Genomic DNA, 26,054 nt, shown 5'->3' on the forward strand with positions numbered 1-26,054 from the left:
CCAACTCCAACGTGGTGACCTCTTGACCTGCGGCGATCCTTAGATACTAATGCTTCTTAATTATCTAACTTCATCGCTCGGAGGCGACCATGACCCGCCCCAGGTCACGCATGCTCACTCCTGTTCTCGCCCTCCTCACTCTGCTCGCCGCCTTCGCCGTCGCGGCTCCCGCGACGGCGGCCGGTTCGGTCACCGCGACGTACGCGCTGACCGGCGAGTGGAGCGGCAACTTCCAGGCCGCCTACACCGTCACCAACGGCACGGCTTCCACCATCAGCAGCTGGAAGGTCGAGTTCGACCTCGCCACCGGCACGAACATCACCAGCTCCTGGGATTCCGTCATCACCCGCACCGGCAATCACATCGTCGCCGGGAACGCGAGCTGGAACGCTCCGCTCGCGGCCGGCCAGTCGGCCACGTTCGGATTCATCGCGAACGGCCCGGCCCGCCCGACGAACTGCCGGGTCAACGGCGGCCTCTGCGAAGGCGGCTCGGGTGACACCAGTGCACCGACCGCACCCGGCAATCTCAGGGTCACGGCGACGAGCAACAGCATCGTGGCACTGGCCTGGAACGCCTCCACCGACAACATCGGGGTGACCGGCTACGACGTCTACTCCGGTAGCACGCCGGTGATCAGCACGGACGCGACCACCGGCACCGTTGGCGGACTCAACCCAGGGACCGCCTACACCTTCTCGGTGCGTGCGCACGATGCGGCCGGGAACTCCTCGCCGGCGAGCAACACGGTCACCGCGAGCACCTTGCCCGGCCCGGCCGGGTCACTGGTACCGGTCGCGCCGTACGTCGACATGGGTGCCTGGCCGACGCCTTCGCTCACCACGATGGCCACCGCCGGAAACCTCCGATCCTTCACCCTCGGATTCATCACCGGAGCCGGCGGCTGCCACGCGAGCTGGTTCGGCGCGTACGACCCCCGGACCGGCTGGGGCAAGGATCAGATCGACGCGATCCGGGCCCGTGGCGGCGACGTCAAGATCTCCCTCGGCGGCGCCGCAGGCAGCGAACTCGCCCAGGTGTGCCCGACACCGCAGGCGACCGCTACCGAGTACCAGGCTGTCGTCGACGCCTACCAGCTGCGCTACCTGGATATCGACATCGAGGGCGGGGCGGTGGCCGACCCGGTCTCGGTCGCCAGGCGCTCCCAGGCCCTCGCCATCCTGCAGGCCAACCGGCCCGCGCTGAAGATCTCGCTCACCCTGCCAGTACTGCCCGAAGGCCTCGACGCGAACGGGTTCGCGACCCTCAAGTCGGCCCGCGACAACGGCGTCAACGTCGACGTGGTGAACGTGATGGCCATGGACTACAACCGGTCCTCCGGCAACTACGGGGACTTCGCCGTCCAGGCCGCACAGTCCACGTTCGGTCAGATCAAGTCGCTGTGGCCGGCCCTCACCGACGCCCAGGCGTGGCTCAAGGTCGGCGTCACGCCGATGCTCGGCAAGAACGACGACGGCGGCACCTTCAACCAGAGCCACTCGACCCAGCTGGTGAACTTCGCCCGCACCAAGCACCTCGGGATGCTGGCCTTCTGGGAGATGACCCGGGACCGCAACGCCTGCAACGGCTCACTCACGAACTGCACCAACGTGCCGCAGACGCCCTACGAGTTCAGCAAGATCTTCGCGGGCTACACCGGGTGAGGTAAGGACGCCCACCAGTTCTCCATCCGGAGGGCGGGGATAGCGGCACGGCCCTGGTCGACCACCCGGGCCGCCCTGAAGAGGTACGCCGCTATCCCCGCGGCCCCCTGCATCCAGCCGACCCCTGGGGGCAGGAGTGGGACCTCGTCGCGGTGCTCGATGAACTGCCAGTAGGCGTGCTCGCCGTCGCGGACCGCGCGCTCGACCAGCGTGTCAGCCAGGGACAGTGCGAAGTCCAAGTCGACCTGGTCGCCCGTGGACTGCCACGAGTCGAGCAGCACGTCGGCGACTCCCGTAGTACCGCAGCAGCGGCCGTCGTTGTCCCAGAAGCCTGGGTAGAGCCGCTCTGGGAGTCCAGACGTCCGAACACTGTGGGAGCAGCGCCGCCGCCAGGTCACTGGCGACTCACCGGCTACCTGCTCGACACCGGCGTGCTCCAGTGCGGCGAAGAGCAGCGACGTCCCGGCTGGGCCGTGGCACCAGTTGTAGGTGACCGGGTCGAGATCCGAGTCCTCTTTGACCGGTACCAGCCTCGGGATCAGCAGGCCCTTGTCGTCGCCGACCGTGAGAGTTACTAGATGCTCCGCCCCGCCCTGGGCCGCCGCCACCAGATCTGGCAGGCCGAGCTCAGTACCGGCGATGGCTAGTGTCGCCGCGATCCCGGCGAGTCCGTGCGACAGGTTCGGCATCGATGAGCGCGGCTCGGTCAGGAAGCGCTCCGGTATGAACGGCCAGTCCAGGCCGGTGGGCCGTGAGACCGCTTCGGCGCGCAGTACCGCCAGTGCCTGCTCTGCGAGCCGGGTAGCGCCCTCTACGCCGCTCCTGCGGGCCCACAGCGCACCCAGGAGCACCCCGGCGGTACCGAGCGTCATGTCGTTGATCCGCGCGCCTGGCAGGTATCTGTCCGGGTCGACAAAGCTGGACGGCCACCCGTCAGGCTCAGCCAGCTCCAGCAGCCGCTCAACCGCAGCAGCCGAGCCAGGCATGCCCAACGACGTCAGTACGCCGATGTGGCTGACCAACCCATCAAAGAAGGTGCAGTTGGTCTCCGCCGCGATGCCAGCGTTGACCTGCTCGGCAATCGCCTCCGCCAGCGTCTGCTCCTCGGCCGTCCAGGCCCGGCTGAGCCTGATCTCAGCCAGCCCATGCGCCAGCCCCCCAAGCCCACTGTGCATCCCGTTGTCCCGGTACTCCGGTACCTCCGCCGCCCCCGGCCCACCCACCGACTCAGGAATCCACGGCCCGTCATTCCACCGAACCTGCCCAAGCACCCACCCCCAGGCAGCCTCACCCACCTCGCGATAGGAGTCCGAGGACCAGGCCATCAGCGGGCGATCGCGTTGCGCAGCCGGATCCCACTGAACTCGAGCGTGCTCGCGACCACAGCGTCCCAGAACTCGTGCAGCCGGGGCAGTACGCGCAACTGGATACCGGCTTCCTCATGCAGCTCGAAGAGATCGCCGACCCGCTCAGGCGGACCCAGCGGCGTCACCTCGGTTGTCGCCACGAAAGCCGCCTCAGCAGGCTGGAACGGCTCGGCGGGCAGCCGGTACGCGTACAACTCGACCGTGCGCATCGCTTCCAGCCAGCCGTACTCGACTGCGTGCACCCGCATGCCACTTCCGTCGCCGATGATGCGGGAGCGGTCCTCTGATGACGTCCCGGGGCCCACCCATGCCATCGCGCGGGGGCACTGCCGGGGGAACCAGTAGTCGGGCGCACGATCGTGGCCGACGGCCCAGACGTACTCACCGGTCTTGGTCGACGTGGCGGCGATGTGGGGCCGGAAGATCTGGATCGCCGGATCTTCGGAGAAATGGAGGACCTCACCAGGCCGCGGGCGCATGCGCGGCAGCCTAGTACCGCGGATCAGCGCTGAGCCAAGCCTTATTCAACAGCGTGGATCAGGGGTTGAGGCCGCAGTGGTTGCGCAGCCACGGCATCGGGTCGATCGGGTCGCCACCGTTCGGGCGGACCTCGAAGTGCAGGTGCGGGCCGGTGGTGTTGCCGGTGACGCCGACCGCGCCGACCTGGTCGCCGGCGTACACGGTCTCGCCGACCGAGACGCTGAACTTCGACATGTGGTTGTACCAGGTCTCGGTACCGTCCTCGTGCCGGACCCGGACCTGGCGGCCGTACGGGCCGGCGAACTCGGCGCTGACCACGACGCCCTTCATCACGCTGCGGATCGGGGTGCCGATCGGGGCGGCGAAGTCGGTGCCGGTGTGGTTGCGGGCCCAGCGGCCGCCGGCCTGACCGAAGCCGGCGGTGATGTGGTAGCCGGAGATCATCATCTCGCAGCGGGTGGCCGACTCGCGGGCGGTCTTCTCGGCCAGCTCGGCCTTCGCCTTGGCGCTCGCGAGGGCGCTGGCGCGCTTCACGGTGAGGGCGCGGGTGGCGTCGAGCTTGGCGGCGCGGGCCTTCGAGATCCGGTCGGCCGCGGCCTGCTTCTTGGTCAGGTCGGCGCCGGTGAGCTCGACCCGGGAGGAGTCACGGGTGGCCAGTTGGCGGCGCTCGATCCGCGCGGTGGTCAGCGCGTTCATCTGCCCGTCGCCGATGCTCAGCGCGGCGATGTTGACGGCGGAGTTGGCCGACGTCGGGTTCGCGAGCGCGCTGTGGCTGAAGCCGACGGCGCCGGCTGCGGCCGCAAGTGCTGCGGTCAGTCCTACTACCTGCGTACTGCTCGGGGTGTTACGCCTGGCGACTCGATGCTTGCCACTGTGACGACCTGCGCCGGTCTTGCGCGCAGCGCTGGCAGCTTTGCCTGGCGTGACGCGGCTGGCCGCGGCACGGTGCTGGGACACAACGTGGCCTTTCGGTCACAGGGGAGGGGGGCTGTCCTGTTGGTTCACTCCCGGGAGGTTTTATTCCCCTCGGGGGCTCATGCACCATAACGGAACCGCAACGAGCCGACAAACCCCGCCACCCCATTTCGGGCCCTAGCTTCACGAAACTTTTGCATGCGCGGCTGCACGTGCATCGGCCTGAGCGCTCAGAAGGCTGCTATGTCAGGAAGAACTTTCACGCGACTGTGTGCTGTTCGTCGTCGAGATGCGACAACATTCCGGTGATCTGATGGACCACATCGCCGTGGAACGGCAGTGACAGGTGACCGACCCCGTCGACCCGGACGTTGCGGGCGATCAGGTCGGGGTGCCGGATCCGGGCCCGCCGCTGCGGCACGATCAGCTGGTCGACGTCGCTGTAGAACGCGACGAAGCGGGTCTGGCAGTCCGGCGCCGGCTCGGCGAGCTCGGCCATCAGGTCGCTGTCCGGCCGGAGCTGCTTGACCAGCGGCCAGGGAAAGAGTCGTGCGGCGAACGTGCCCTGGTGCGGGGTGCCGAGCGTGACGCAGGTGTGGACGCGTTCGGAGCCGCCTAGCCGCTGCACGTAGTACCGGGCGATCAGGCCGCCCAGGCTGTGGCCGACGATGTGGATCTGGTCCGAACCGGATTCCTCGCAGAGCCGCTCGATCTCGGCGCCCATCCGCTCGGCGGTACTCCGGACATCGAGCGTCAATGGGGAGTACGAGAAGGTCTGGATCCGGGTGAAGCCGCGGCGGAGCAGCTGGCGGCGCATCAGGGCGAACACCGTGTGGTTGTCGATGATGCCGTGAGCGAGCAGGATCGGCGTACCGGCCGCCCGGACGTCGCCGACCAGGAGGCTGCGCTGGGCCGGCGTCAGGCCGCTCAGGGTGAGTCGCTCGGCGCGGTTGCCGGAGGCGCCGACCAAGCCGAGCGGGTACATCGCGAGGTGGGTGGTGATCCAGCCGAGCTCGACGGCGGCACCCTGCAGCACGCGGGGCGACAGCACCGAGCGGGCGCCGTACTTGAGTCCTTGGAGAGCTTCCCGGATGTCCTCGGCGCTCATCGCGTCTCCTCACTCCCAATCAGACCCCCCGTACAACTGGTCCGATCACTTTCAACGGTAACCGGTTCCCCGTTCGCGTGGCCGGGAACACACGCCGCTGTGTCTGATCCGTGAGGTAGCTTCTGCATATGTCTGCCACGAGCCCACTGCGAGTAGTTGTTGCCAAGCCAGGACTGGACGGCCACGACCGCGGCGCGAAGGTGGTCGCCCGGGCCCTGCGGGACGCCGGTATGGAGGTCATCTACACCGGTCTGCACCAGACGCCCGAGCAGATCGTCGAGACCGCGATCGCCGAGGACGCCGACGCGATCGGTCTGTCGGTGCTCTCGGGTGCGCACATGACCCTGTTCAAGAAGGTCCGCGAGCTGCTCACCGAGCGGGACGCCGACGACATCGTCGTGTTCGGCGGCGGGATCATCCCCGAGGCCGACATGCAGCCGCTGGCCGAGCTCGGCGTGCACAAGATCTTCACTCCCGGCGCGACCACCACCGAGATCGTCGAGTGGGTCCGCGGCCATGTCGGCGACGCCTCAGCGACTGCCTGACCACTGTGTGCAGCCGATTGGCATGTTACTAATCGGTAATACCTAATCGTTAAGAAATACCTGGTTGTGCACGGTGTGGAATCGCGGTCGCATACAGCCATGCGTTAGTTAGTCCGGGCAACCACCGGGACCGGGAAGATGTGTGGCTCAGGACACATCGGCCCCGATCTCGGTTACTGTCCGGAGAGGCCGGCTCGCAGCGTGGTGGGGGTCTGCGGACGACCGACGCAGGACCATGTGACATCCCATCGGGAGAGGGCAGGTACACGATGAGGTTTGAACGATCACATACGCGCAAGGCGGTCGCTCTGGCCGTGGCCGGCAGCTTGGCGCTGCTCGCCTCCGCGTGTGGCGGTGACGACGGAAGCAAGAGCGACACGGGTGGCGCGGCGGCGGGGGCACTGGAAGGCCGCGGGCCGATTACGTTTGCCACCGGCAAGGACACCTCCGGCAACCTCGGGGCCCAGGTCGCGGCCTGGAACTCGCAGCACCCGGACCAGAAGGTGACCGTCTCGGAGCTACCCGAGTCGGCCGATGCCCAGCGCAGCCAGATGATCCAGAACGCGCAGGCGAAGTCGGACACCTTCACGGTGCTCAACCTCGATGTCGTCTGGACCGCCGAGTTCGCGGCCAACCGGTGGATCACCCAGCTGCCCGAGGACAAGTTCCCCGACCTCGGCAAGTTGCTGCCGTCAACGGTCGACACGGCGAAGTACCGGGACAAGCTGTACGCCGTACCGGTCACGTCCGATGGTGGATTGCTCTACTACCGCAAGGACCTGCTGGACAAGGCGGGTGTGAAGCCGCCGACCACGTGGGCCGAGATGAAGGCCGCCTGCGACAAGGTCAAGGCGCTGCCCGAGGGCAAGACGATCAGCTGCTACGCCGGTCAGTTCGAGAAGTACGAAGGCCTGACGGTGAACTTCTCCGAGGCTGTCAACGGTGCGGGCGGTGTGGTCGTCGGCGACGACGGCAAGCCGAACGTGGACACCCCGGAGGCGCTGGCCGGTCTGCAGTTCCTGGTCGACGGTTTCAAGTCGGGTGAGATCCCGAAGGCCGCCATCACGTACCAGGAGGAGCCGGGTCGCCGGGCCTTCCAGGAAGGCAACCTGGTCTTCCACCGCAACTGGCCGTACATGTACGCGCTGGCCAACAAGACCGACGGCTCGTCCAAGGTGGCCGGCAAGTTCGCGGTCGCGCCGCTGCCGGGCAAGGACGGCGCCGGGGTCTCGACCCTGGGCGGTCACAACTACGGCATCAACGAGTTCGCCAAGAACAAGGCGACCGCGGTCGACTTCATCAACTTCATGGCCAGCGAGGAACGCCAGCGGGCCAACATCGAGAAGACGTCGCAGGCGCCGACCTGGGCCTCGCTGTACGACGACGCCGCGCTGAACAAGCAGTTCCCGTACCTCGCACCGCTGAAGGCCTCGATCGGGTCCGCCAAGTCGCGGCCCAAGGTGGTCAAGTACGGCGATGTCACCACTGCCATCCAGGAAGCCGCGTACGGCGCCCTGACCGGCACGACACCACCCAAGGATGCGCTGGCCGGTCTGCAGACCAAGCTGAGCTCACTCATCACCCCATGATCGAAACGGCGGGGCCGGTACTCGACGAACTGTCGACGTGCCGGCCCTGGCCTGTCCCTGCCCGGCTCCGCCGGGTGGAGAGAAGGAGGCAAAGGTGAGTGCATCCGCCGCCCCGGTCAAGGCCGGACCAGGCAAGCAGACCACCAAGGCCGACCGGGTCACCTCGTTCAACGAGGGCACCGGCCGGCTCGCAGCCACGCTGTTGTCACCGACCCTGATCGTCTTGGTCCTGGTCGTCGTCTATCCGATCATCGCCGCGTTGCGCGAGTCGCTCTACACCAGCGGCGACCGCGTCGACGCCGACGGCTTCATCGTCCAGGGCTCGCAGTTCGTCGGCCTGGACAACTTCACCGCGATCTTCAGCGGCGAGGTCGGCGACCGTTTCTGGAACGCCTTCTACAACACCACGTTCTTCACCGTCACCTGTGTGGTCCTGGAGACCATTCTCGGGATGGCGATGGCCATGGTGATGCACAAGGCGTTCAAGGGTCGCAGTGTCGTCCGCGCCGCCATCCTGGTGCCGTGGGCGATCCCGACGGTCGTCTCGGCGCTGCTCTGGAAGTGGATCTTCCAGGCCGACGGTGCCGCGAACGCGTTGCTCGGCCAGCAGATCCTCTGGTCGACCGAAGGCTGGCAGTCGGTCCTGTCGGTCATCATCGCCGACACCTGGAAGACCGCACCGTTCATCGGGCTGCTGGTACTGGCGGGCCTGCAGACGATTCCGGACGAGGTCTACGAGGCCGCCAAGGTGGACGGGGCGAGCCCGTTCAACACCTTCATCCGGATCACGTTGCCGCTGGTCAAACCGGCTCTGCTGGTTGCGGTGCTGTTCCGCATTCTCGACACGCTGCGGATCTTCGACCTGCCGTTCGTGCTGGTCGGAGCCAACAAGTCCTCGGTGGAGACGTTGTCGATCCTGGCCTATCTGGAGTCGAACCAGAACCGGTACGGGCCGGCCGCGGCGTACGCGACGCTGCTGTTCATCTACGTCGCGGTGACCGCCTTCGTGTTCGTCAAACTGCTCGGCGCCGACGTGCTCGGAGACGCCGTGCAGAAGAAGAAGGGCAAGAAGAACGGCAAGAGCAAGAACAAGCTTGACGCGCCGCCCGGGGTCGGGCCGGCGGCTGCCGCTGGTGGCGGAGGAGGGTTCTGATGGCCGTAGCTGAGAAGGCTCCCGCGAAGATCGATGTCAAGGCCGCCGAGGCCGGGCCGCTGCGCCGGTGGGCGCCGTTGCTGGGTGTCGCGCTGATCGTGCTCTACTGCCTGGCGCCGTTCTACTGGATGGTCGTGTCGGCGCTGCGCCGGCCGTCCGACCAGTTCAGCAACTCGATCATCCCGACAACCTGGTCGGTGCAGAACATCAAGGACGTCTTCAAGCCAGGAACAGGCTTCGGCAGAGGTTTGCTGAACAGCCTGATCGTGGCCGGCACAGTGACGATCCTGACCCTGGTCATCGGGATGGTCGCGGCCTACACGCTGGCCCGGCTGGAGTTCCGGTTCAAGAACTTCGTGCTGGCGATCATCATCACCACCTCGATGTTCCCCGGCATCTCGCTGGTGATCCCGCTGAAGAAGCTGTTCGTCGACATCAGCTGGATCAACACCTACCAGGCGATGATCGTGCCCAGCCTGTCGTTCGCGCTGCCACTGGCGGTGTGGAACCTGACCACGTTCTTCCGGCAGATGCCCAGAGAACTGGAACAGGCGGCGATGGTGGACGGCTGCACACCGGCCCAGGCGTTCCGCAAGGTGATCATCCCGCTGGCGGCACCAGGCGTGTTCACCACCGCGATCATCACCTTCATCGCGGCCTGGAACGAGTTCCTGATCGCGCTGAGCATGGTCAACCGCAAGGAGATCCAGACCGCCAACGTGGTGATCTCGCAGTTCACCGGCGCGTCCGGCCGGGACCAGCCGTTCGGCAGCCAGATGGCGGCCGGGGTGGTCGTCACCATCCCGCTGGTGATCGCGGTCCTGATCTTCCAGCGCCGGATCGTCGCAGGCCTCACCGCCGGCGGCGTGAAGTAGGCACCTTCAACCGGCGTATGGTCAGAGGCCTAGCCGCTGGAGGTGGCAGATGAGCTACGGAGACAACCGGAACAAGCGCGACCAAGAGGACCGGGACCGCAGGGACCGCGAAGAGCAGGAGCGTCGCGCCCGTGATGAGCGGGACCGGCGGGATCGCGACGAGAAGCGCTGACAGCAACTGATACCGAGGGGCTGGATCCGATCAGGGTCCAGCCCCTCGGCTTGTCTCAGACCTTGAGCCAGACGGTGGCGTCCACCGGGAGCTGCCCGCCGGTGACGGGCTCGCTGGCCAGCAGTACTTCGCCGGTCGGCAGGTCGATCGGTGCCTCGCCCAGGTTGACCACGCAGCGGAAGCCCGGGTCGCGGGTGAAGGACAGGACGCCGTCGGGGGCGTCGAGGTCCCAGGTGAGACGGCCTTCGCCCAGGGCTTCCTCGGAGCGGCGGATGCGGAGTGCTGCCTTGTAGAGGGCCAGGTGGCTGTTGGGGTCGGCTGCCTCGGCCTCTGCCGTCAGGGGAGCCCAGTCGGCCGGTTGGGGGAGCCAGGGCTGGCTGTCGCCAGTACCGAAGCCGTACGGCGGTTCGCTGCCGCTCCACGGGATCGGCACGCGGCAGCCGTCGCGCCCACGGACGGTGTGGCCCGAGCGCTCCCAGGTGGGATCGTCCAGTACCTCCTCCGGCAGGTCCTCGACCTCAGGCAGACCCAACTCGTCGCCCTGGTAGATGTACGCGCCACCGGGCAGCGCCAACTCGAGCAGAGCAGCCGCCCTGGCCCGCCGAAGCCCCAGTGCCAGATCAACCGGTACTACGCCCGCACCCTCCAACGCATCCCGTTGATCCCGTCCATACCGGGTGCGGTGCCGAACGGTGTCGTGGTTGCTGAGTACCCACGTCGCCGGCGCCCCGACGGCCCAGAGGCTCTCGGTGGTGTAGTCGATGACCTGGCGAAGCTCCTTCGCGTCCCACGCGGCCCGGAGTACGTCGAAGTTGAACGCGGAGTGCAACTCGTTCGACCTTACGTACTGCGCGAGCCGCTCGGCCGGGGACAGCCATGCCTCGGCAACGAACACCCGCGGACCCTGCGGGCTGTCGGCGTACTCGTCCGCGATGGCCCGCCAGCGCTGGTGGATGGGGTGCACGCCGGGCTGGTCGTAGAACGGGTTGCCGACGTACTTGTCCCTGGTCGGGTGACCGTCGGGGTCGAGCGGTACGTCCGGCAGCGACGCGTCCTTCGCCATCGAGTCGGCGACGTCGATCCGGAAGCCGTCGATGCCCCGGTCGAACCAGAACCGCAGGATCGAGTCGAACTCCTCGATCACCGTGGGGTTGTCCCAGTTCCAGTCCGGCTGCGAGATGTCGAACATGTGCAGGTACCACTGGCCGTCCTCGATCTGTTGCCAGGCGCCCCCACCGAAGGCGGCCGGCCAGTTCGTCGGCGGCAGGCCACCGTCCTTGCCGTCGCGGAACCAGAACAGGTCGCGCTCGGGCGAGCCCTTCTCCGCGGCCAACGCGGCCTTGAACCACGGGTGCTCCCAGGAGCAGTGGTTCGGGACCAGGTCGATCAGGATCCGGATCCCCAGCGCGTGCGCCTCGGCGATCAGCGCGTCGGCGTCCGCCAGGGTGCCGAACTCCGGGTTGATGTCGCGGTAGTCGGCCACGTCGTAGCCGCCGTCGAGCAGCGGGGACGGGTACCACGGGCTGATCCAGATCGCGTCGATGCCGAGCTCGGCCAGGTACGGCAGCTTCGAGCGGATGCCGTTCACGTCACCGGTTCCGTCACCGTCCGCATCGGCGAACGACCGAGGGTAAACCTGGTAGACGACGGCGCTACGCCACCAGTCGTCAGCTGGTCTGGTCGCTTGTTCTGTCATGGCAACCAGCCTTTCACGCGGGCGCAAGAGACCTGTGACGGTCGTCTCAGCGTGTACCCCGACTGTCGCAGCAAGGCATGAGGTGGCTAGTCTCAGGCCGACGGAACGCGCCGGCGACCGTGCCTCTCTAGCACCGCAGCCTGCCGCGGCCTAACTCGAACAGGCGAGAGAGGGACCACACTCGTGGATCTGATGGAGTACCAGGCGAAGACTGTCTTCGCCAAGCACGGTGTAGGGACGACGGTGGGTGAAGTCGTCACCACGCCCGAGGAAGCACGCGCTGCGGCCGAGAAGCTCGGTGGCGGCACGGTGGTCGTGAAGGCCCAGGTGCTGACCGGTGGCCGCGGTAAGGCAGGCGGCGTGAAGCTGGCCGCCAACCCGGACGAGGCCGAGGAGCGCGCCCGCGAGATCCTGGGCCTGGACATCAAGGGTCACATCGTCAAGATCCTGAACATCGTCCCGGCCGCGGCGATCGCGGAGGAGTACTACTTCTCCTTCCTGATCGACCGGGCCAACCGCAACTACCTCTGCATCGCCTCCGCCGCCGGCGGGATGGAGATCGAGGAGGTCGCGCACACGAACCCGGACGCGGTCGCCAAGATCTCGATCGACCCGGCCCAGGGTGTCGACGAGGCCAAGGCCCGGGAGATCGCGACGGCAGCCGGCTACCCGGCCGACATCATCGACGCGGTCGCGCCGGAGATCGTCAAGCTGTACGAGGTCTTCTTGAGCGAGGACGCGACGCTGGTCGAGGTCAACCCGCTGGTCAAGCTCAAGGACGGCCGGGTCGAGGCGCTCGACGGCAAGGTCTCGCTGGACGAGAACGCCGAGTTCCGGCACCCGGAGTTCGCGGACTACGCCGACAGCTCGGCGCAGGACCCGCTGGAGGCCGCGGCCAAGGCCAAGGGCCTGAACTACGTGAAGCTCGACGGCTCCGTCGGCATCATCGGCAACGGCGCGGGTCTCGTGATGAGCACCCTCGACGTGGTCGCCTACGCCGGTGAGGAGTTCGGTGGCGTCAAGCCCGCCAACTTCCTCGACATCGGTGGCGGCGCGTCCGCCGAGGTGATGGCGAACGGGCTGGAGATCATCATCTCCGACGCCCAGGTGAAGAGCGTCTTCGTCAACGTCTTCGGCGGTATCACCGCCTGTGACGCGGTCGCCAACGGCATCGTCCAGGCGTTCGAGCTGCTGGCCGCCCGCGGCGAGGCCGTGAGCAAGCCGCTGGTCGTCCGGCTGGACGGCAACAACGCCGAGGAGGGCCGCCGGATCCTCGACGAGGCCGGCCTGGCCGGACTCGAGCGGGTCGACACGATGGACGGCGCCGCCAAGCGGGCCGCCGAGCTGGCAGCGGAGTAAGGGAAAAGCTGAAATGTCTATCTTCCTGACCAAGGACAGCAAGGTCATCGTGCAGGGCATGACCGGCTCGGAAGGCACCAAGCACACCACCCGGATGCTTGCCTCGGGCACCAACATCGTCGGCGGCGTGAACCCGCGCAAGGCCGGCCAGTCGGTCGACTTCGACGGCAAGGCGGTGGCCGTCTTCGGTACCGTCGCCGACGCGATCAAGGAGACCGGCGCCGACGTGTCGGTCATCTTCGTGCCGCCGAAGTTCACCAAGGACGCCGTGATGGAGGCGATCGAGGCCGGCATGCCGCTGGTCGTGGTGATCACCGAGGGCGTGCCGGTGCACGACACCGCCGCGTTCTTCGCCGCCGCGCAGGCCTCCGGGACCACCCGGATCATCGGCCCGAACTGCCCCGGCATCATCACGCCGGGCGAGTCCAACGCGGGCATCATCCCGGCCAGCATCGCCGGCGCCGGCCGGATCGGCCTGGTGTCGAAGTCGGGCACGCTGACCTACCAGATGATGTACGAGCTGAGCGACTTCGGCTTCTCCACCGCGATCGGCATCGGCGGCGACCCGATCGTGGGCACCACCCACATCGACGCGCTGCAGGCCTTCCAGGACGACCCGGAGACCGACGCGATCGTGATGATCGGCGAGATCGGCGGCGACGCCGAGGAGCGGGCGGCGGCGTTCATCAAGGAGAACGTCACCAAGCCGGTCGTCGGCTACGTGGCCGGCTTCACCGCCCCGGAGGGCAAGACGATGGGCCACGCCGGCGCCATCGTCTCCGGCTCGTCGGGCACCGCGGCCGCGAAGAAGGAGGCCCTCGAGGCCGTCGGCGTGAAGGTCGGCAAGACGCCGAGCGAGACCGCCAACCTGATGCGCGGCATCATGCAGGAGCTCACCAAGTAACAACGCAAGTAATCAAAAAGAATTCGCCCCGCCGGGCCCGGCGGGGCGAATTCTTTTTGATCAGCGGTAAAGGACGTACAGGTACCAGGTGGTCCAGCCGCTCTGCTGGCAGTAGTAGTTCGAGATGACGCCGCGGACCTGCAGCTTGGCGCCCTCGCTCTCGCAGGTGTCCCGCGCCCAGTACCACGTGTAGTACTCGTATCCCTGTACCGTGCTCGGGCTCTGGGAGACGGTCTGCTGGACCGCGGCCGCCGGTGCGGCCGACAAGGCGGGCGCGGCAGAGGCGGGGGCTGCGCCGGCCAACAGCGCACCACCCAGGGCAGCCGTCGTGAGTCCTGCGGCGACGAATTTGTTCATCGATTTTCCTCACATATTGATCAATGGCCATTTTCGACGTGCTGGCACTAATCGGCGACGGCCGGCCAGGAAAACCTTCGCCTAATAGAACGGTACGGCGGGCTTTTTGCCCTGCCTAGCCTTTCGACTAAAAACGAAGTGTTCCGGTCCGCGGCGAGGAACCGGAGCTACTTGTACGCCGCGGACCGTTCGGCTGCCCGGATCAGTACTTCGTTGAAACCGGAGTTGGTGATGTCCAGGTCCTCCAGCACCGGGTAGAGCACGTAGATCGCGCGGGATCCGGACACCGCGATCCCGACCCGGTAGGTGAAGGTCTTGTTGTTGCCGGTCTCGTACGACGCGCGCCAGCTCTCGCCCTTGATGCTGGTGCCCAGGGCGACGTCGCCGGTCGCCTTCACGGTCGCGTTCGACTGGGTCTTCTTGCAGGTGTCGACCGCCTTGCGGATCGCGGCGACGTAGGTGTTCGCCGCGGCCGGGCTGGCGAAGTTCGCCACCATGGTGTCCAGCCCGAACTCGGCCGGCACCTTGGCCTCCGGTACGACGTACGTCTGCGACTTGTACGACTTGGGCTTGGCCTTCTTGATGTCGAGCTTCTCGGTCTCGCAGCCGCTGCCCTTGGGTGCCGCACCGGCCGTGCTGACCCAGGGCTTGTCGATGCTCGGCAGTACCGGCAGGTCGATCGGCGCCATGAAGCCGGCCGGCTCGGTGGTCGGCAGCAGGCCCGGCTTGGCGGTCGGCGTACCGGTCGTGCACTTCGCCTCGGCGCAGATTCGCTTCAGCCCGGCGCCGGCGGTCGCGATGACGGTGTCCGGCTTCGGCGGGGTCTTGGCGGTGGTGTCGTACTCGACCACCATCGTCGCCTGGCCCGCGGTGCTCACGCTGATCGTGCGGTACTTGTTCGACTTGTCGCCGGGCTGGCCGAAGACGGCCACCACGCCCTTGCTGCCGAGGCCGTCGGTCGTGTAGCTGGCGACCAACCGGATCTGCGGGGTGTTGCAGGCGCTGAGCCAGCCGGTGATCGTGCTGTACGCCTTGCCGGCCGCCGCCTCGTCGTTGGAGACCTCGACGTACTGGACCGCGGTCTCCTTGGTCGACGGGTTGCGGAAGTTGCGGATCCAGGTCCGGATGCCGGCCGGGTCGGCGAACCGCTGCGACTGGCAGACGAAGGCCTTGTCGGGGGCGCTGCTGCCGTCGTCGGTGCTGGCCACGGCCCAGGCTCCCGATGCGGGCGCGAGCTGCTTGGCCGCGTAGCCGTCGAGCAGCGTCTTGGTGGCGTCGCCGAGCAGGCCCGAGTCGCCGCCGCCCGAACCGTCGTCCTGGCCCTTGCCGGACTTCGCGTCGCCGGGGGAGTCGCTGCCACCGAAGGCGTTCACCGCCGCGATACCGCCGCCGCCGATGACGAGCAGCGCGGCCGCTCCGGCACCGATCAACTGGTTCCGTCGGCGCGTTTGCTGACGGCGTGCCTCCCGGGCGGCGGCACGACTGCCGCCCCGCGAGGCGCGGTGGGAACCGGTCACTAGTTCTTGACCTCCAGACTGATTCCACCCGACGGTACCTGGTGGTCCGTCGTCATCCACCCCGAGTCCAAGCAATTAACAGAGAGCGAGCAGGGCCGAAGTCTTCCATATCCGGCGTGTCAGAACGAGCGGCGTCCAGGCAGCGAGTGACGATGGAGGCAGATGACCGACATGATGAGCCGTCCGGGCGCCCGTGACGGCGGATCTCACCAGGCGCCCGGGCCCGCCCAGCCCGACGCCATCGCACCGACGAAGCCGGTGATCGTCTCGGCGGTGATAGGAGCAGGTGCTTGCCTGCTCACCGGTCTACTGGCCTGCGCTGCCGTCGCAGTGGTCGGCTGGCTTGCCGCGGCCTTCGGTGGCGCGGCCGGTGCGGTCCGGGCCGGTGCCACTGTGTGGTTGGTCGCTCACAAGGCCGGTGCCACTCTCGGTGACGCACGGCTCAGCGTTGCTCCGCTTGGCCTGACCCTGTTCCTCGCCTGGTGCCTGTACCGCGGTGGCCGGTTCACTGCCCGGGTCAGCGGGGCGGACCAGACCAAGGACCTCGCAACGGCTGCCGGAGTGCTCGCTGTCACCTACGGGCTCGGTGCGCTCATCATCGCGCTCCTGACCTCCGACGGCGCTGTGAAGGTCTCCCCGGCGTCAGCGTTCCTTGGTGCCGCCACACTGGCGCTCGTCGCGGGCACTGCCGGGATACTGGTCGAGTCCGGAGCCGCTAGGGACATAGCCGACGCCACCCCGCCGGGACTGCGTGACGTGGTCCCTGCCGCCATGGCCGCGGTACTGACGATCGTGGCCGTGGCCAGCCTCCTGTACGCCGTACTGCTGGCAGTCCACTTCTCCCGCGTCACCTCGATGCTGGAGCTGCTCGACGCCGGTGTGGTCGGCTCAGTGGTCCTCTTCGCGATCTGCCTGATGCTGCTCCCCAACGTGATCCTGTACGTCGTGGCGTTCCTCGCCGGCCCTGGCTTCCAACTCGGAGTCGGTACGACGATCGCCCCCACCGGGGTGGATGTCGGCAATCTGCCCGCGCTGCCGTTGCTGGCCGCAGTACCGGCGGATGGCGCGACACCGACGTACCTGCTCGTGCTGACGGCCCTCGTGCCGCTGCTGGCCGGGGTGATGGCCGGGTTCGTGGTCGCCCGTCGTGGAATGGCTGCGGCGGACTCGGACGTGCTGGGCTGGGATGCCTTCGCTCTGCGCGGTGCCATCGCTGCCCTGCTGGCCGGGATCGTGCTGCTGGTGCTGATGACGCTGTCGGGTGGCGCCGCCGGGCCGGGCCGGATGGCTCAGGTCGGCGTCTCGGGCGCGATCCCTGCGGCCGGCGTGCTCGTCGCGGGAATGGCGATCGGAGCGGCGATCACCGCGGCCATCGTCACGGCCCGGCGCCCGCAGCCGGCCGAGTAGCTCTACCGGATTCTCGTCCGGGCGGGCTCGGACGATATGGTTTGCCGAGTGACAGATCCGGTTGCGCCCACCCCCGAGCCCGCGCGCCTCGTCGTGCTCATCTCGGGCTCCGGCTCGAACCTGCAGGCCCTGCTGGACGCCTCCGCGGATCCGGCCTACGGCGCCCAGGTGGTGGCGGTCGGCGCGGATCGGGACGGTATCGCCGGGCTCGAGCGCGCCGAGGCGGCCGGGGTGCCGACATTCGTGCACAAGGTCAAGGACCACGCCGAGCGGGCCGACTGGGATCGCGCCCTGACGGCGTCCGTCGCGCAGTACAAGCCCGACCTGGTCGTCTCGGCCGGGTTCCTCAAGCTGGTCGGTGACGACTTCCTGGCCGGCTTCGGAGATCGCTACATCAACACCCACAACGCGCTGCTGCCCGCCTTTCCCGGCATTCACGGACCGCGCGACGCGCTCGCGTACGGCGTCAAGGTGGCCGGGGCGACGCTCTTCTTCGTCGACGGCGGCGTCGACACCGGGCCGATCATCAGCCAGGTCGTCGTACCGGTTCTCGATGACGACACCGAAGAAACCCTGACCGAGCGGATCAAGGACGACGAACGCCGCCAGCTGGTGGAGTGGGTCGGCAAGCTGGTCCGCAACGGCTGGACCATCACCGGACGAAAGGTTCGACTGAAGTGAGCACCGACCGCAGGCCGATCCGCCGGGCGCTGATCAGCGTCTACGACAAGACCGGTCTGGAGGAGCTCGCGAAGGCGCTGTCCGAAGCCGGGGTCCAGATCGTCTCGACCGGCTCCACCGCTTCCCGGATCGCGGCGGCCGGCGTACCGGTCACCAAGGTCGAGGACCTGACCGGCTTCCCCGAGTGCCTGGACGGGCGGGTCAAGACGCTGCACCCGAAGGTGCACGCCGGGCTGCTCGCCGATGTCCGCAAGCCCGACCACGTCGAGCAGCTGGCCGAGATGCGGGTCGAGCCGTTCGACCTGCTGGTCAGCAACCTGTACCCGTTCAGCGAGACGGTCGCGTCCGGCGCCTCGGTCGACGAGTGCGTCGAGCAGATCGACATCGGCGGTCCGTCGATGGTCCGCGGTGCGGCCAAGAACCACGCGAACGTGGCCGTGGTGACGTCGCCGGAGCAGTACGCCGACGTCTACACCGTGCTGGACGAGGGCGGCTTCTCGCTGGACGAGCGGAAGAAGCTTGCTGCGGCGGCCTTCGTGCACACCGCGGAGTACGACGTGGCCGTCGCCTCCTGGATGGGCAACGTGCTCACCGACAGCAGCGAGGGCTCGGGCTTCCCGGCCTGGATCGGTGCTGCCTGGGACAAGAAGGCGGTACTTCGCTACGGCGAGAACCCGCACCAGCCGGCCGCGCTCTACACCAACGGCCGCACGGGTCTGGCGTCCGCCGAGCAGCTGCACGGCAAGGAGATGTCGTACAACAACTACGTCGACGCGGACGCGGCCCGGCGTACGGCCTATGACTTCAGCGAGCCGGCCGTCGCGATCATCAAGCACGCGAACCCGTGTGGCATCGCGGTCGGCAAGGACATCGCCGAGGCGCACCGGCGCGCGCACGAGTGCGACCCGGTCTCGGCGTACGGCGGCGTGATCGCCACTAACCGCCCGGTCACGGTCGAGCTGGCCAAGCAGGTCGCGGAGATCTTCACCGAGGTGCTCGTCGCCCCGGCGTACGAGGACGGCGCGGTCGAGATCCTGCAGGCCAAGAAGAACATCCGGCTGCTGGTCTGCCCGCCGATGAGCTTCGACCAGCCGGTCGAGATCCGGGCCGTCAGCGGCGGTCTGCTGATGCAGGCGCGGGACGCCTTCCAGGCCGACGGCGACAGCCCGTCGAAGTGGACGCTGGCGGCCGGCGAGGCCGTCTCCGACGAGGTGCTGGCCGACCTCGACTTCGCCTGGAAGGCCTGCCGCGCGGTCAAGTCCAACGCGATCCTGCTCGCCTCCGACGGCGCCTCGGTCGGCGTCGGCATGGGCCAGGTCAACCGGGTCGACTCCTGCAAGCTGGCCGTCTCCCGGGCCGGCGAGCGCGCGGCCGGCTCGGTAGCCGCCTCGGACGCCTTCTTCCCGTTCCCGGACGGGCTCGAGGTGCTGCTGGAGGCCGGCGTGAAGGCCGTCGTCCAGCCCGGTGGCTCGATCCGTGACGACCTCGCCATCGAGGCCGCGAACAAGGCCGGCGTCACCATGTACTTCACCGGAACCCGCCACTTCTTCCACTAGTCCCAGAGTTAGACCCGGAGTTCGTCCAGGGACTGGGGTAAGAAAGCGCTCTCTCAGGCGGCGCGGGTGGTAGGAAATTGCTTTCGCAGGGACATTGCCTAAATAACTCGGGCCGACCTAGGGTGAGGCAACTGTCCCTCCACCCGCCCGTTGGGGAGAAGCATGTCGGTGAAACGTCGGAGTCTCGCGCTGCTCGTGGCAGCCGCGGTCGTGGTCCCTGTGGCCCTGACCGCGGTGCCCGCCGAGGCCCACAGTCAGAAGCGTGTTGTCGGTTACTACACCCAGTGGAGCGGTTACGACCGCAACTTCCTGGTCAGTGACCTGGTCAAGAACGGTACGGCCGCCAAACTCACCCACCTGAACTACGCGTTCGGCTTCCTGGATGCCTCCGGCAACTGCATCAGCAGCGACCCGTGGGCCGACTACCAGCGGCCGTTCACCGCGGAGCAGAGCGTCAACGGCACGGCGGATGTCGCCGGCCAGCCGCTGTCCGGCAACCTGAACCAGCTCAAGCAGCTGAAGAAGAAGTTCCCGAAGCTGCGGATCAGCATCTCGATCGGCGGCTGGACCGGCTCGAAGTACTTCTCCGACGCCGCGCTCCCGGCCAACCGGGCCGCGAGCGTGAAGTCCTGCCTGGACATGTGGATCAAGGGCAACCTGCCGGGCGCTCCGGCCGGTGCCGCCAAGGGCATCTTCGACGGCGTCGACCTGGACTGGGAGTGGCCGGCCAGCGAGGGCAACCCGGGCAACGTCATCCGGCCCGAGGACAAGCAGAACTTCACCGGTTTCGTGCACGAGTACCGCAAGCAGCTCGACCGCGCCTCGTGGCCGTTCAGCGGCCGGTACACGCTGAGCGCCTTCCTGCCGGCCAACCCGGCGATGATCGACCGCGGCTTCGAGGTCTCCAAGATCTTCAGGGACCTCACCTTCGGTACGACGCAGGGCTACGACTACCACGGCACGTGGGAGCCGCTGACCAACCAGCAGTCCGCGATCGACGGTCCGAAGGGCGATCCGACCACGCCGGAGTTCAGCTCGCAGGTGACGATCGACTCGTACCTCACCCGCGGCGCCCCACGGAACAAGCTGGTGATGGGCGTGCCGTTCTACTCGCACGGCTGGACCGGCGTCACCAACCAGAACGACGGCCTCTTCCAGCCCGCGACCGGCCCGGCGCCGTCGCGGTTCGAGGCCGGCACCGAGGACTACCGCGACCTCAAGGTGAAGCTGCCCGGCTTCACCGTCCACCGCGACACCAAGGCCGGGTTCGCCTGGCTGTTCGACGGTACGACGTTCTGGACCTGGGACGACCCGATCGAGATGAAGCGCAAGGCCAAGTACATCTCCGACCGCAACCTCGGCGGCGCGATGATCTGGTCGCTCGACGGCGACACCTCGAACGGTGAGCTGATCACCGCTCTGCACCGCAACCTTCGCTGACACACAAAAGGACCAGCCCGGCGCTCAAGAGCGTCGGGCCGGTCCTTTTTTGTGTCGAGGGTCAGTTGGACTCGTGCAGGTCGGTGCCGAGGCCGTGGACGGCCGGGATCGAGCCGAGCTTTCCGGCCTGGAAGTCCTCGAAGGCCTGGATGACCTCTTCGCGGGTGTTCATCACGAACGGGCCGGCCATCGCGATCGGTTCGCGGATCGGGCGGCCGCCGAGGATCAGTACGTCGAGGTTCGGCTCGGCCGACGGCTGCGAGAGGGCGGCGGCGGTACGGATGGTGTCGCCGGGGCCGAAGAGCGCGAGCTGACCCTTGCGGATCGGGCGGTGCTCGGCGCCGACCGTGCCCTGGCCGGCAAGTACGTAGACGAGGGCGTTGTAGTCGGGCTGCCAGGGGAGCACCATCTCGGCGCCCGGGCTGACCGTCGCGTGCACCAGCGTGATGGGGGTGTTGGTCGAGCCGGGGCCTTCGTGGCCGTCGACGGAGCCCGCGATCACGCGGATCAGCGCGCCGCCGTCAGCGGTCGACAGCAGTGCCGAGTCGCCACCACGGATGTCCTGGTACTTCGGTGCCGCCCACTTCTGCGCCTTGGGCAGGTTCACCCAGAGCTGGATGCCGTGGAAGAGTCCACCGCTCAGTACGAGGTGCTCAGGCGGCGTCTCGATGTGCAGCAGCCCGCTACCGGCAGTCATCCACTGGGTGTCGCCGTTGGAGATGACACCACCGCCACCCTGCGAGTCCTGGTGCTCCATGATCCCGTCGAGCATGTACGTGACGGTCTCAAACCCACGGTGCGGATGCCACGGGGTGCCCTTCGGCTCACCCGGCGCGTACTCGACCTCACCCATCTGGTCCATGTGGATGAACGGATCCAGATCCTTCATATCCACACCCGCGAACGCGCGACGTACCGGGAACCCCTCACCCTCATACCCGCTAGGCGCCGAGGTGACCGACCGAACCTTCCGCTCATTCGCGACGGCCGGATCGGGCTGATGCACCCGCGGCAGAACGGTGATGTCACTGACGGTCACGGCAGGCATGAGGTCTCCTCGGTCGGAATAGTTAAAGAATAAACTACCCACCCCAACCCCAGCAACCCCCAAGGCATTCCAGCCGCAACGAACTGGCGACCTTGACCACAAAGTGGCGACCTTGAACAGGTAATAACTTGTTCAAGGTCGCCACTGGGTGGTCAAGGTCGCCAGTTCTGGCCGGGGTCAGTCGACGAGGACCAACTGCTTCTCCGCTGGCTTTACCTGGAGAGAGTCGCCTTCGATGTCTACCTTCGGGGTGATTCGGTCCAGCCACTTGGGGAAGTACCAGGCTCGGCCGCCCAGGAGGGAGAGGACGGCGGGGACGATCGACATCCGGACTACGAAGGCGTCGATCAGGACGCCGATGGTGAGGCCGAAGCCGATGGTTTTGATGATCGGGTCGTCGACCAGGATGAAGCCGGCGAAGACGGCGGCCATGATCAGGGCGGCGGCGGTGACGACGCGGGCACCGTGGCCGACGCCCTGGACGGTCGCCTCGGTGGCGTGCTTGCCGTGCACGAACTCCTCCCGGACCCGGGACACGATGAACACCTCGTAGTCCATCGCCAGCCCGAACAGGATGCCCATCATGATGATCGGCAGGAAGCTGACCAGCGGCCCCGGCGAGTCGACGCCGAGCAGTGACGCGCCCCAGCCCTTCTGGAACACCCCGACGGTGATGCCGAAGGTCGCGCCGATCGTCAGCAAGAAGCCGAGCGTCGCCTTCAGCGGCACCAGGATCGACCGGAACGCCAGCAGCAACAGCAGGAACGACAGCCCGATCACCACGAGCAGATAGACCGGCAGCGCGTTGGTCAGCTTGTTGGACACATCCACCCCGACCGCGGTGTTTCCGGTGACAGACACCGTCGTACCACCGGTCTCCAGCGGATGGATCGCGGTCCGCAGGTCCTTCACCAGTTCGGCCGTCTGCTCCGATGCCGGCCCGCTCTTCGGGATCACGCTGACCAGCCGCGTCGACCCGTCCTTGCTACCCGGCCCAGGCTGTACTGCGATCACGTCGGCCAACCCCTTGGCCTTACCCATCACCTGCTCGACCGCCGCAGCAGACGTCGCAGCGCTGTCGCTCTTCACCACAACCACCAGCGGCCCGTTCGACCCCGGTCCAAAAGCCGAAGCAGCCAAGTCATACGCGACCCGTTGGTTCGTACCGGCCGCAGCCGACGCCCCATCCGGCAGAGCCAATCGCATGTCCTGCGTGGGAATCGCCAGCACCCCGAGTCCAATGATGCCCACGGCAACAATCGGAACGCGGAACCGCGTCACCAACCGCGCCCACCGGAAGCCGAAGCCCTCGACCACCGGAGCCACAGCGACCTTGCGAGTCTTCCGCGGCAGCACCCGACGACCCATGAACCCAAGCAACGCAGGCCCGAGCGTCAAAGCAACCAGTACTGCGGTAAGCACCGTCGCGGCAGCAGCCAACCCCATCGCCGTCAGGAACGGAACGCCCACAACACTCAACCCAGCAAGCGCAATCACCACCGTCGCCCCGGCGAACATCACCGCCGACCCGGCCGTCGCAGTCGCCCGGCCAACGGATTCCTCGATCTCCATCCCCGCCGCCAACTGCGAGCGATGCCGCGAGCTGATGAACAACGCGTAGTCGATCCCGACCGCAAGCCCCAGCATCAACGCCAGGATCGGCGCAGTCGACGAGACGTCAACAAAGGAGGTGACGATGAACAACCCGGCCATCCCGGCCAGTACGCCGAGCAGCGCGGTCAGCAGCGTCATCCCAGCGGCCACCAGCGACCCGAACGTGATGACCAGGACCAGCGCCGCCACCGCGACCCCGATCGCCTCGGTCGAGCCGATCTCCGGCGGCCCACCGACGATCTGGCCACCCGGCACCACCTGCAGGTCACCCGAACTGAGCGACGCCAGGTTGTCGTAGGCCTCCGTACTCTCCTTGGACAGCTCATCAGCGGCCTTGTCGAACTGCACGCTGATCAGAGCCGTCGTGCCGTCCGGGCTGATCGCCTTGCTGGTGAACGGATCGATCGCCGCGATCACCTCGGGCACCTTGGCGACCTTCGCCACGGTCGCACCGACTGCCGCCTTCACGGCCGGGTCCGTCAGCTTCTTGCCCTCGGGCGCCTTGACGACCACCGACGACGAGGCGCCGCTCGCGGCCGGCAGGTCCTTCTGCAACGCGTCCAGCGCCCGCTGCGACTCGGTCCCGGGGATCGAGAAGGCGTTCGTCGTCCCGCCGCCGAGCGTCAGCGCGCCGACGCCGAGCAGGACCAGGACGAAGGTCCAGATCGCCGCGACGAGCCGCCGCCGCTGGTAGGAGAACCGGCCGAGCCGGTACAGGAGATTGGCCATCAGAATGCTTCCGTTTCGCTGGTACGGGCAGGCAGGGGAGAACTGGTGCGTCGGTCAGCTGGCTGGCCGGAGCAATCGCTGCAGTGCTGTGTCGCAGAGAGCCTGCAACTCGGCATCGGTGCGCTCGACCGAGTACCGGCACTCGGTAAGCAGTCCGTTGACGGCGAACTTCGTCAGGTCGAGCTCGAGTTGGTCGTCCGGGCCACCGGCCATGATCACGGTGAGCTGGAGGCCTTTGCTGATCAGATCAGCGAACTCAGGCATCTCCTTGATCGTCGGCAGGATGTCCTGCAGCACGCTGATCACGCCACGGAACTCGACGTTGAGCTCGACGAACCGCTTGATCGCGACCCGCTGCGCCTCGGCGGCGGGCAGCCCCGACGCCTCGTCGAGCAGCTTCACCAGCCCGGCGTGCGACGGCTCGAGGACCGCGACGAGCACGGCGGCCTTGCCGTTGAAGTGGTAGAGCACGGTGGCCTTCGAGCAGCCGGCCGCGGTGGCGATGTCCTGCAGAGAGGTGGCGTTGTAGCCCTTCTCCTGGAACAGGGTCATCGCCTGCTGGACGATCTCGCGCCGGGTGCGCTCGCGGACCGGGGTGTTCGTTGCCATGCCTCCCATAGTTCCTGACCGCTCGGCCAGTTTTCAACCGATCGGTCAGGATTGTGCGCCAGTTCACGTCCGCCGCGCCGGGCCTGGCAGACTCCGGTGTTGTGACGGCGGAGATTCTGGACGGAAAAGCGACTGCGGCGGCGATCAAGAGCGAGCTGGCGGTCCGGGTGGCCAAACTCGCCGAGCAGGGCGTCGTGCCCGGGCTCGGCACGATCCTGGTCGGCGACGACCCGGGCAGCCGGGCCTATGTGGCCGGCAAGCACCGCGACTGCGCGGCGGTCGGGATCTCCTCGATCCAGGTCGAGCTGCCCGACACGGCGACGCAGGACGAGATCGCGGCGAAGGTGGTCGAGCTCAACGAGAACCCGGAGTGCACCGGTTTCATCGTCCAGCTCCCGCTGCCCAAGCACGTCGACACCAACGAGATCCTCGGCCTGATCGACCCGGCCAAGGACGCCGACGGCCTGCACCCGATGAGCCTCGGCAAGCTGGTACTCGGCCAGGACGGCCCGCTGCCGTGCACCCCCAAGGGTTGCGTCGAGATCCTCCGGCGGTACGACGTACCGATCGCCGGCGCGCACGTGGTGGTCGTCGGCCGTGGTGTCACGGCGGGCCGGCCGATGGGGCTGCTCTTCACCCGGCGGTCCGAGAACGCGACCGTGACCCAGTGCCACACCGGTACCAAGGACCTGGCCGCCGTCGTCAAGACCGGTGACATCGTGATCGCCGCCGCCGGCTCGGCCGGGCTGATCACCGCCGACATGGTCAAGCCGGGCGCGGTCCTGCTGGACGTCGGTACCAGCCGCAACGCCGAGGGCAAGATCGTCGGCGACGTCGACAACGCCGCCCGCGAGGTGGCCAGCTGGATCGCGCCGATGCCGGGTGGGATCGGCCCGATGACCCGGGCGATGCTGCTCACCAACGTCGTCGAGGCAGCTGAAGCGGCCCAAGCGGCCAGCGCCGGGTGATGGCTGCCCAGGCAGAGCGGCGCTCCGAGTGGCCGCTGGTGCTGTCCGGGCTGGTCGCACTGACCGGCCTGATCACCCTCACCTTCTACAACTGGCGCAACGGCGTACTGATCTTCGCCGGCGGCGTCCTGTTCGCGGCCTTGCTCCGGGTCAGCCTGAGCGACAGCGCGGCCGGCCTGCTGCGGGTCCGCGGCCGGATGTTCGACATCTTCCTGCTGACCGGCGTCGGCGCCGCGATCGGCATCCTCGGCCTGATCGTCCCCAACTGATCGTCCCGCACTGGCCCGCTGACGATCTGAGG

At 67.6% G+C, this 26,054-nt stretch carries 24 protein-coding genes; 14 read left to right on the forward strand and 10 right to left on the reverse strand.

Annotated elements, in window-relative coordinates:
• Nucleotides 1-110: 110 nt before the first annotated feature.
• Nucleotides 111-1,664 (forward strand): cellulose binding domain-containing protein, encoded by a 1,554-nt coding sequence (locus OHA70_RS18555; protein ID WP_328334213.1) that lies wholly within the window; start codon nucleotides 111-113, stop codon nucleotides 1,662-1,664.
• Here OHA70_RS18555 and OHA70_RS18560 read toward each other — a convergent pair.
• From OHA70_RS18560 to OHA70_RS18575, 4 genes are all read right to left on the reverse strand, one after another.
• On the reverse strand, nucleotides 1,652-2,989 hold the full coding sequence (locus tag OHA70_RS18560) for a lanthionine synthetase LanC family protein (protein ID WP_328334215.1): 1,338 nt from the start codon (nucleotides 2,987-2,989) through the stop codon (nucleotides 1,652-1,654). The genes OHA70_RS18555 and OHA70_RS18560 overlap by 13 nt on opposite strands.
• Nucleotides 2,989-3,510, reverse strand: a complete 522-nt coding sequence (locus tag OHA70_RS18565) for a DUF6886 family protein (RefSeq protein WP_328334217.1) — start codon at nucleotides 3,508-3,510, stop codon at nucleotides 2,989-2,991. Before OHA70_RS18565 ends, OHA70_RS18560 begins: the two co-directional genes overlap by 1 nt.
• A gap of 58 nt (nucleotides 3,511-3,568) precedes the next feature.
• Nucleotides 3,569-4,468, reverse strand: a complete 900-nt coding sequence (locus OHA70_RS18570) for a M23 family metallopeptidase (protein ID WP_328334219.1) — start codon at nucleotides 4,466-4,468, stop codon at nucleotides 3,569-3,571.
• Nucleotides 4,469-4,685: 217 nt separating this feature from the next.
• Complete coding sequence (locus OHA70_RS18575) at nucleotides 4,686-5,534, reverse strand: esterase/lipase family protein (RefSeq protein ID WP_328334221.1); 849 nt, start codon at nucleotides 5,532-5,534, stop codon at nucleotides 4,686-4,688.
• A gap of 128 nt (nucleotides 5,535-5,662) precedes the next feature.
• On the opposite strand from OHA70_RS18575, the gene OHA70_RS18580 reads away from it, so the two are divergent.
• The 5 genes from OHA70_RS18580 (at nucleotide 5,663) to OHA70_RS18600 (ending at nucleotide 9,868) form a co-directional block, all read left to right on the forward strand.
• Nucleotides 5,663-6,079, forward strand: coding sequence for a cobalamin B12-binding domain-containing protein (locus OHA70_RS18580; RefSeq protein ID WP_328334223.1), 417 nt, complete (start codon nucleotides 5,663-5,665; stop codon nucleotides 6,077-6,079).
• Between the two features lie 269 nt (nucleotides 6,080-6,348).
• Entirely contained in the window at nucleotides 6,349-7,668 is a 1,320-nt protein-coding gene (locus OHA70_RS18585) for an ABC transporter substrate-binding protein (RefSeq protein ID WP_328334225.1), read from the forward strand.
• A gap of 94 nt (nucleotides 7,669-7,762) precedes the next feature.
• Complete coding sequence (locus OHA70_RS18590) at nucleotides 7,763-8,821, forward strand: carbohydrate ABC transporter permease (RefSeq protein ID WP_328334227.1); 1,059 nt, start codon at nucleotides 7,763-7,765, stop codon at nucleotides 8,819-8,821.
• On the forward strand, nucleotides 8,818-9,696 hold the full coding sequence (locus OHA70_RS18595; RefSeq protein WP_442913907.1) for a carbohydrate ABC transporter permease: 879 nt from the start codon (nucleotides 8,818-8,820) through the stop codon (nucleotides 9,694-9,696). Before OHA70_RS18590 ends, OHA70_RS18595 begins: the two co-directional genes overlap by 4 nt.
• 49 nt (nucleotides 9,697-9,745) lie before the next feature.
• Nucleotides 9,746-9,868 carry a hypothetical protein gene (locus OHA70_RS18600; RefSeq protein ID WP_328334229.1) on the forward strand — a complete coding sequence of 41 codons (123 nt, stop codon included), beginning with the start codon at nucleotides 9,746-9,748 and terminating at the stop codon, nucleotides 9,866-9,868.
• A 55-nt stretch (nucleotides 9,869-9,923) separates the two neighbouring features.
• Here the strand turns inward: OHA70_RS18600 and OHA70_RS18605 are convergent, their stop codons facing one another.
• Nucleotides 9,924-11,564, reverse strand: coding sequence for a glycoside hydrolase family 13 protein (locus OHA70_RS18605; protein ID WP_328334230.1), 1,641 nt, complete (start codon nucleotides 11,562-11,564; stop codon nucleotides 9,924-9,926).
• A 183-nt stretch (nucleotides 11,565-11,747) separates the two neighbouring features.
• On the opposite strand from OHA70_RS18605, the gene sucC reads away from it, so the two are divergent.
• Together sucC and sucD are read left to right on the forward strand one after the other, a co-directional pair.
• Nucleotides 11,748-12,923 carry an ADP-forming succinate--CoA ligase subunit beta gene (gene sucC / locus OHA70_RS18610; protein ID WP_328334232.1) on the forward strand — a complete coding sequence of 392 codons (1,176 nt, stop codon included), beginning with the start codon at nucleotides 11,748-11,750 and terminating at the stop codon, nucleotides 12,921-12,923.
• Nucleotides 12,924-12,936: 13 nt separating this feature from the next.
• Nucleotides 12,937-13,827: a succinate--CoA ligase subunit alpha gene (gene sucD, locus OHA70_RS18615; protein WP_328334234.1), complete on the forward strand. Its 891-nt coding sequence runs from the start codon at nucleotides 12,937-12,939 to the stop codon at nucleotides 13,825-13,827.
• Nucleotides 13,828-13,887: 60 nt separating this feature from the next.
• On the opposite strand, the gene OHA70_RS18620 is transcribed toward sucD, so the two are convergent.
• Both OHA70_RS18620 and OHA70_RS18625 read right to left on the reverse strand, forming a co-directional pair.
• Nucleotides 13,888-14,184, reverse strand: coding sequence for a hypothetical protein (locus OHA70_RS18620; protein ID WP_328334236.1), 297 nt, complete (start codon nucleotides 14,182-14,184; stop codon nucleotides 13,888-13,890).
• 167 nt (nucleotides 14,185-14,351) lie between these two features.
• The gene (locus tag OHA70_RS18625) at nucleotides 14,352-15,701 is read right to left on the reverse strand and encodes a hypothetical protein (protein ID WP_328334237.1); all 1,350 of its coding nucleotides are present in this window, start codon (nucleotides 15,699-15,701) and stop codon (nucleotides 14,352-14,354) included.
• A gap of 162 nt (nucleotides 15,702-15,863) precedes the next feature.
• Between OHA70_RS18625 and OHA70_RS18630 the strand changes: the two genes are divergently transcribed.
• From OHA70_RS18630 to OHA70_RS18645, 4 genes are all read left to right on the forward strand, one after another.
• Entirely contained in the window at nucleotides 15,864-17,108 is a 1,245-nt protein-coding gene (locus tag OHA70_RS18630; protein WP_328334239.1) for a cell division protein PerM, read from the forward strand.
• Between the two features lie 36 nt (nucleotides 17,109-17,144).
• Nucleotides 17,145-17,789: a phosphoribosylglycinamide formyltransferase gene (gene purN / locus OHA70_RS18635; protein ID WP_328334241.1), complete on the forward strand. Its 645-nt coding sequence runs from the start codon at nucleotides 17,145-17,147 to the stop codon at nucleotides 17,787-17,789.
• Nucleotides 17,786-19,345 carry a bifunctional phosphoribosylaminoimidazolecarboxamide formyltransferase/IMP cyclohydrolase gene (gene purH / locus OHA70_RS18640; RefSeq protein WP_328334243.1) on the forward strand — a complete coding sequence of 520 codons (1,560 nt, stop codon included), beginning with the start codon at nucleotides 17,786-17,788 and terminating at the stop codon, nucleotides 19,343-19,345. The genes purN and purH overlap by 4 nt, the downstream gene beginning before the upstream one ends.
• 162 nt (nucleotides 19,346-19,507) lie before the next feature.
• A complete protein-coding gene (locus OHA70_RS18645; RefSeq protein ID WP_328334245.1) occupies nucleotides 19,508-20,785 on the forward strand; it encodes a glycoside hydrolase family 18 protein in 1,278 nt (425 codons plus the stop codon).
• A gap of 61 nt (nucleotides 20,786-20,846) precedes the next feature.
• On the opposite strand, the gene OHA70_RS18650 is transcribed toward OHA70_RS18645, so the two are convergent.
• The 3 genes from OHA70_RS18650 to OHA70_RS18660 all read right to left on the reverse strand — a co-directional run bounded on the left by OHA70_RS18650 (nucleotide 20,847) and on the right by OHA70_RS18660 (nucleotide 24,785).
• On the reverse strand, nucleotides 20,847-21,833 hold the full coding sequence (locus OHA70_RS18650) for a pirin family protein (protein WP_328334247.1): 987 nt from the start codon (nucleotides 21,831-21,833) through the stop codon (nucleotides 20,847-20,849).
• Between the two features lie 177 nt (nucleotides 21,834-22,010).
• Nucleotides 22,011-24,176, reverse strand: coding sequence for an MMPL family transporter (locus tag OHA70_RS18655; protein ID WP_328334249.1), 2,166 nt, complete (start codon nucleotides 24,174-24,176; stop codon nucleotides 22,011-22,013).
• 54 nt (nucleotides 24,177-24,230) lie between these two features.
• On the reverse strand, nucleotides 24,231-24,785 hold the full coding sequence (locus OHA70_RS18660) for a TetR/AcrR family transcriptional regulator (RefSeq protein WP_328334251.1): 555 nt from the start codon (nucleotides 24,783-24,785) through the stop codon (nucleotides 24,231-24,233).
• Nucleotides 24,786-24,886: 101 nt separating this feature from the next.
• On the opposite strand from OHA70_RS18660, the gene OHA70_RS18665 reads away from it, so the two are divergent.
• Nucleotides 24,887-25,753, forward strand: coding sequence for a bifunctional methylenetetrahydrofolate dehydrogenase/methenyltetrahydrofolate cyclohydrolase (locus OHA70_RS18665; protein WP_328334253.1), 867 nt, complete (start codon nucleotides 24,887-24,889; stop codon nucleotides 25,751-25,753).
• Nucleotides 25,753-26,022: a DUF3017 domain-containing protein gene (locus OHA70_RS18670; RefSeq protein WP_328334255.1), complete on the forward strand. Its 270-nt coding sequence runs from the start codon at nucleotides 25,753-25,755 to the stop codon at nucleotides 26,020-26,022. Before OHA70_RS18665 ends, OHA70_RS18670 begins: the two co-directional genes overlap by 1 nt.
• Nucleotides 26,023-26,054: the final 32 nt, after the last annotated feature.

It is taken from the genome of Kribbella sp. NBC_00382 (assembly GCF_036067295.1).
In the GTDB taxonomy this organism is placed as follows: Bacteria; Actinomycetota; Actinomycetes; order Propionibacteriales; family Kribbellaceae; genus Kribbella.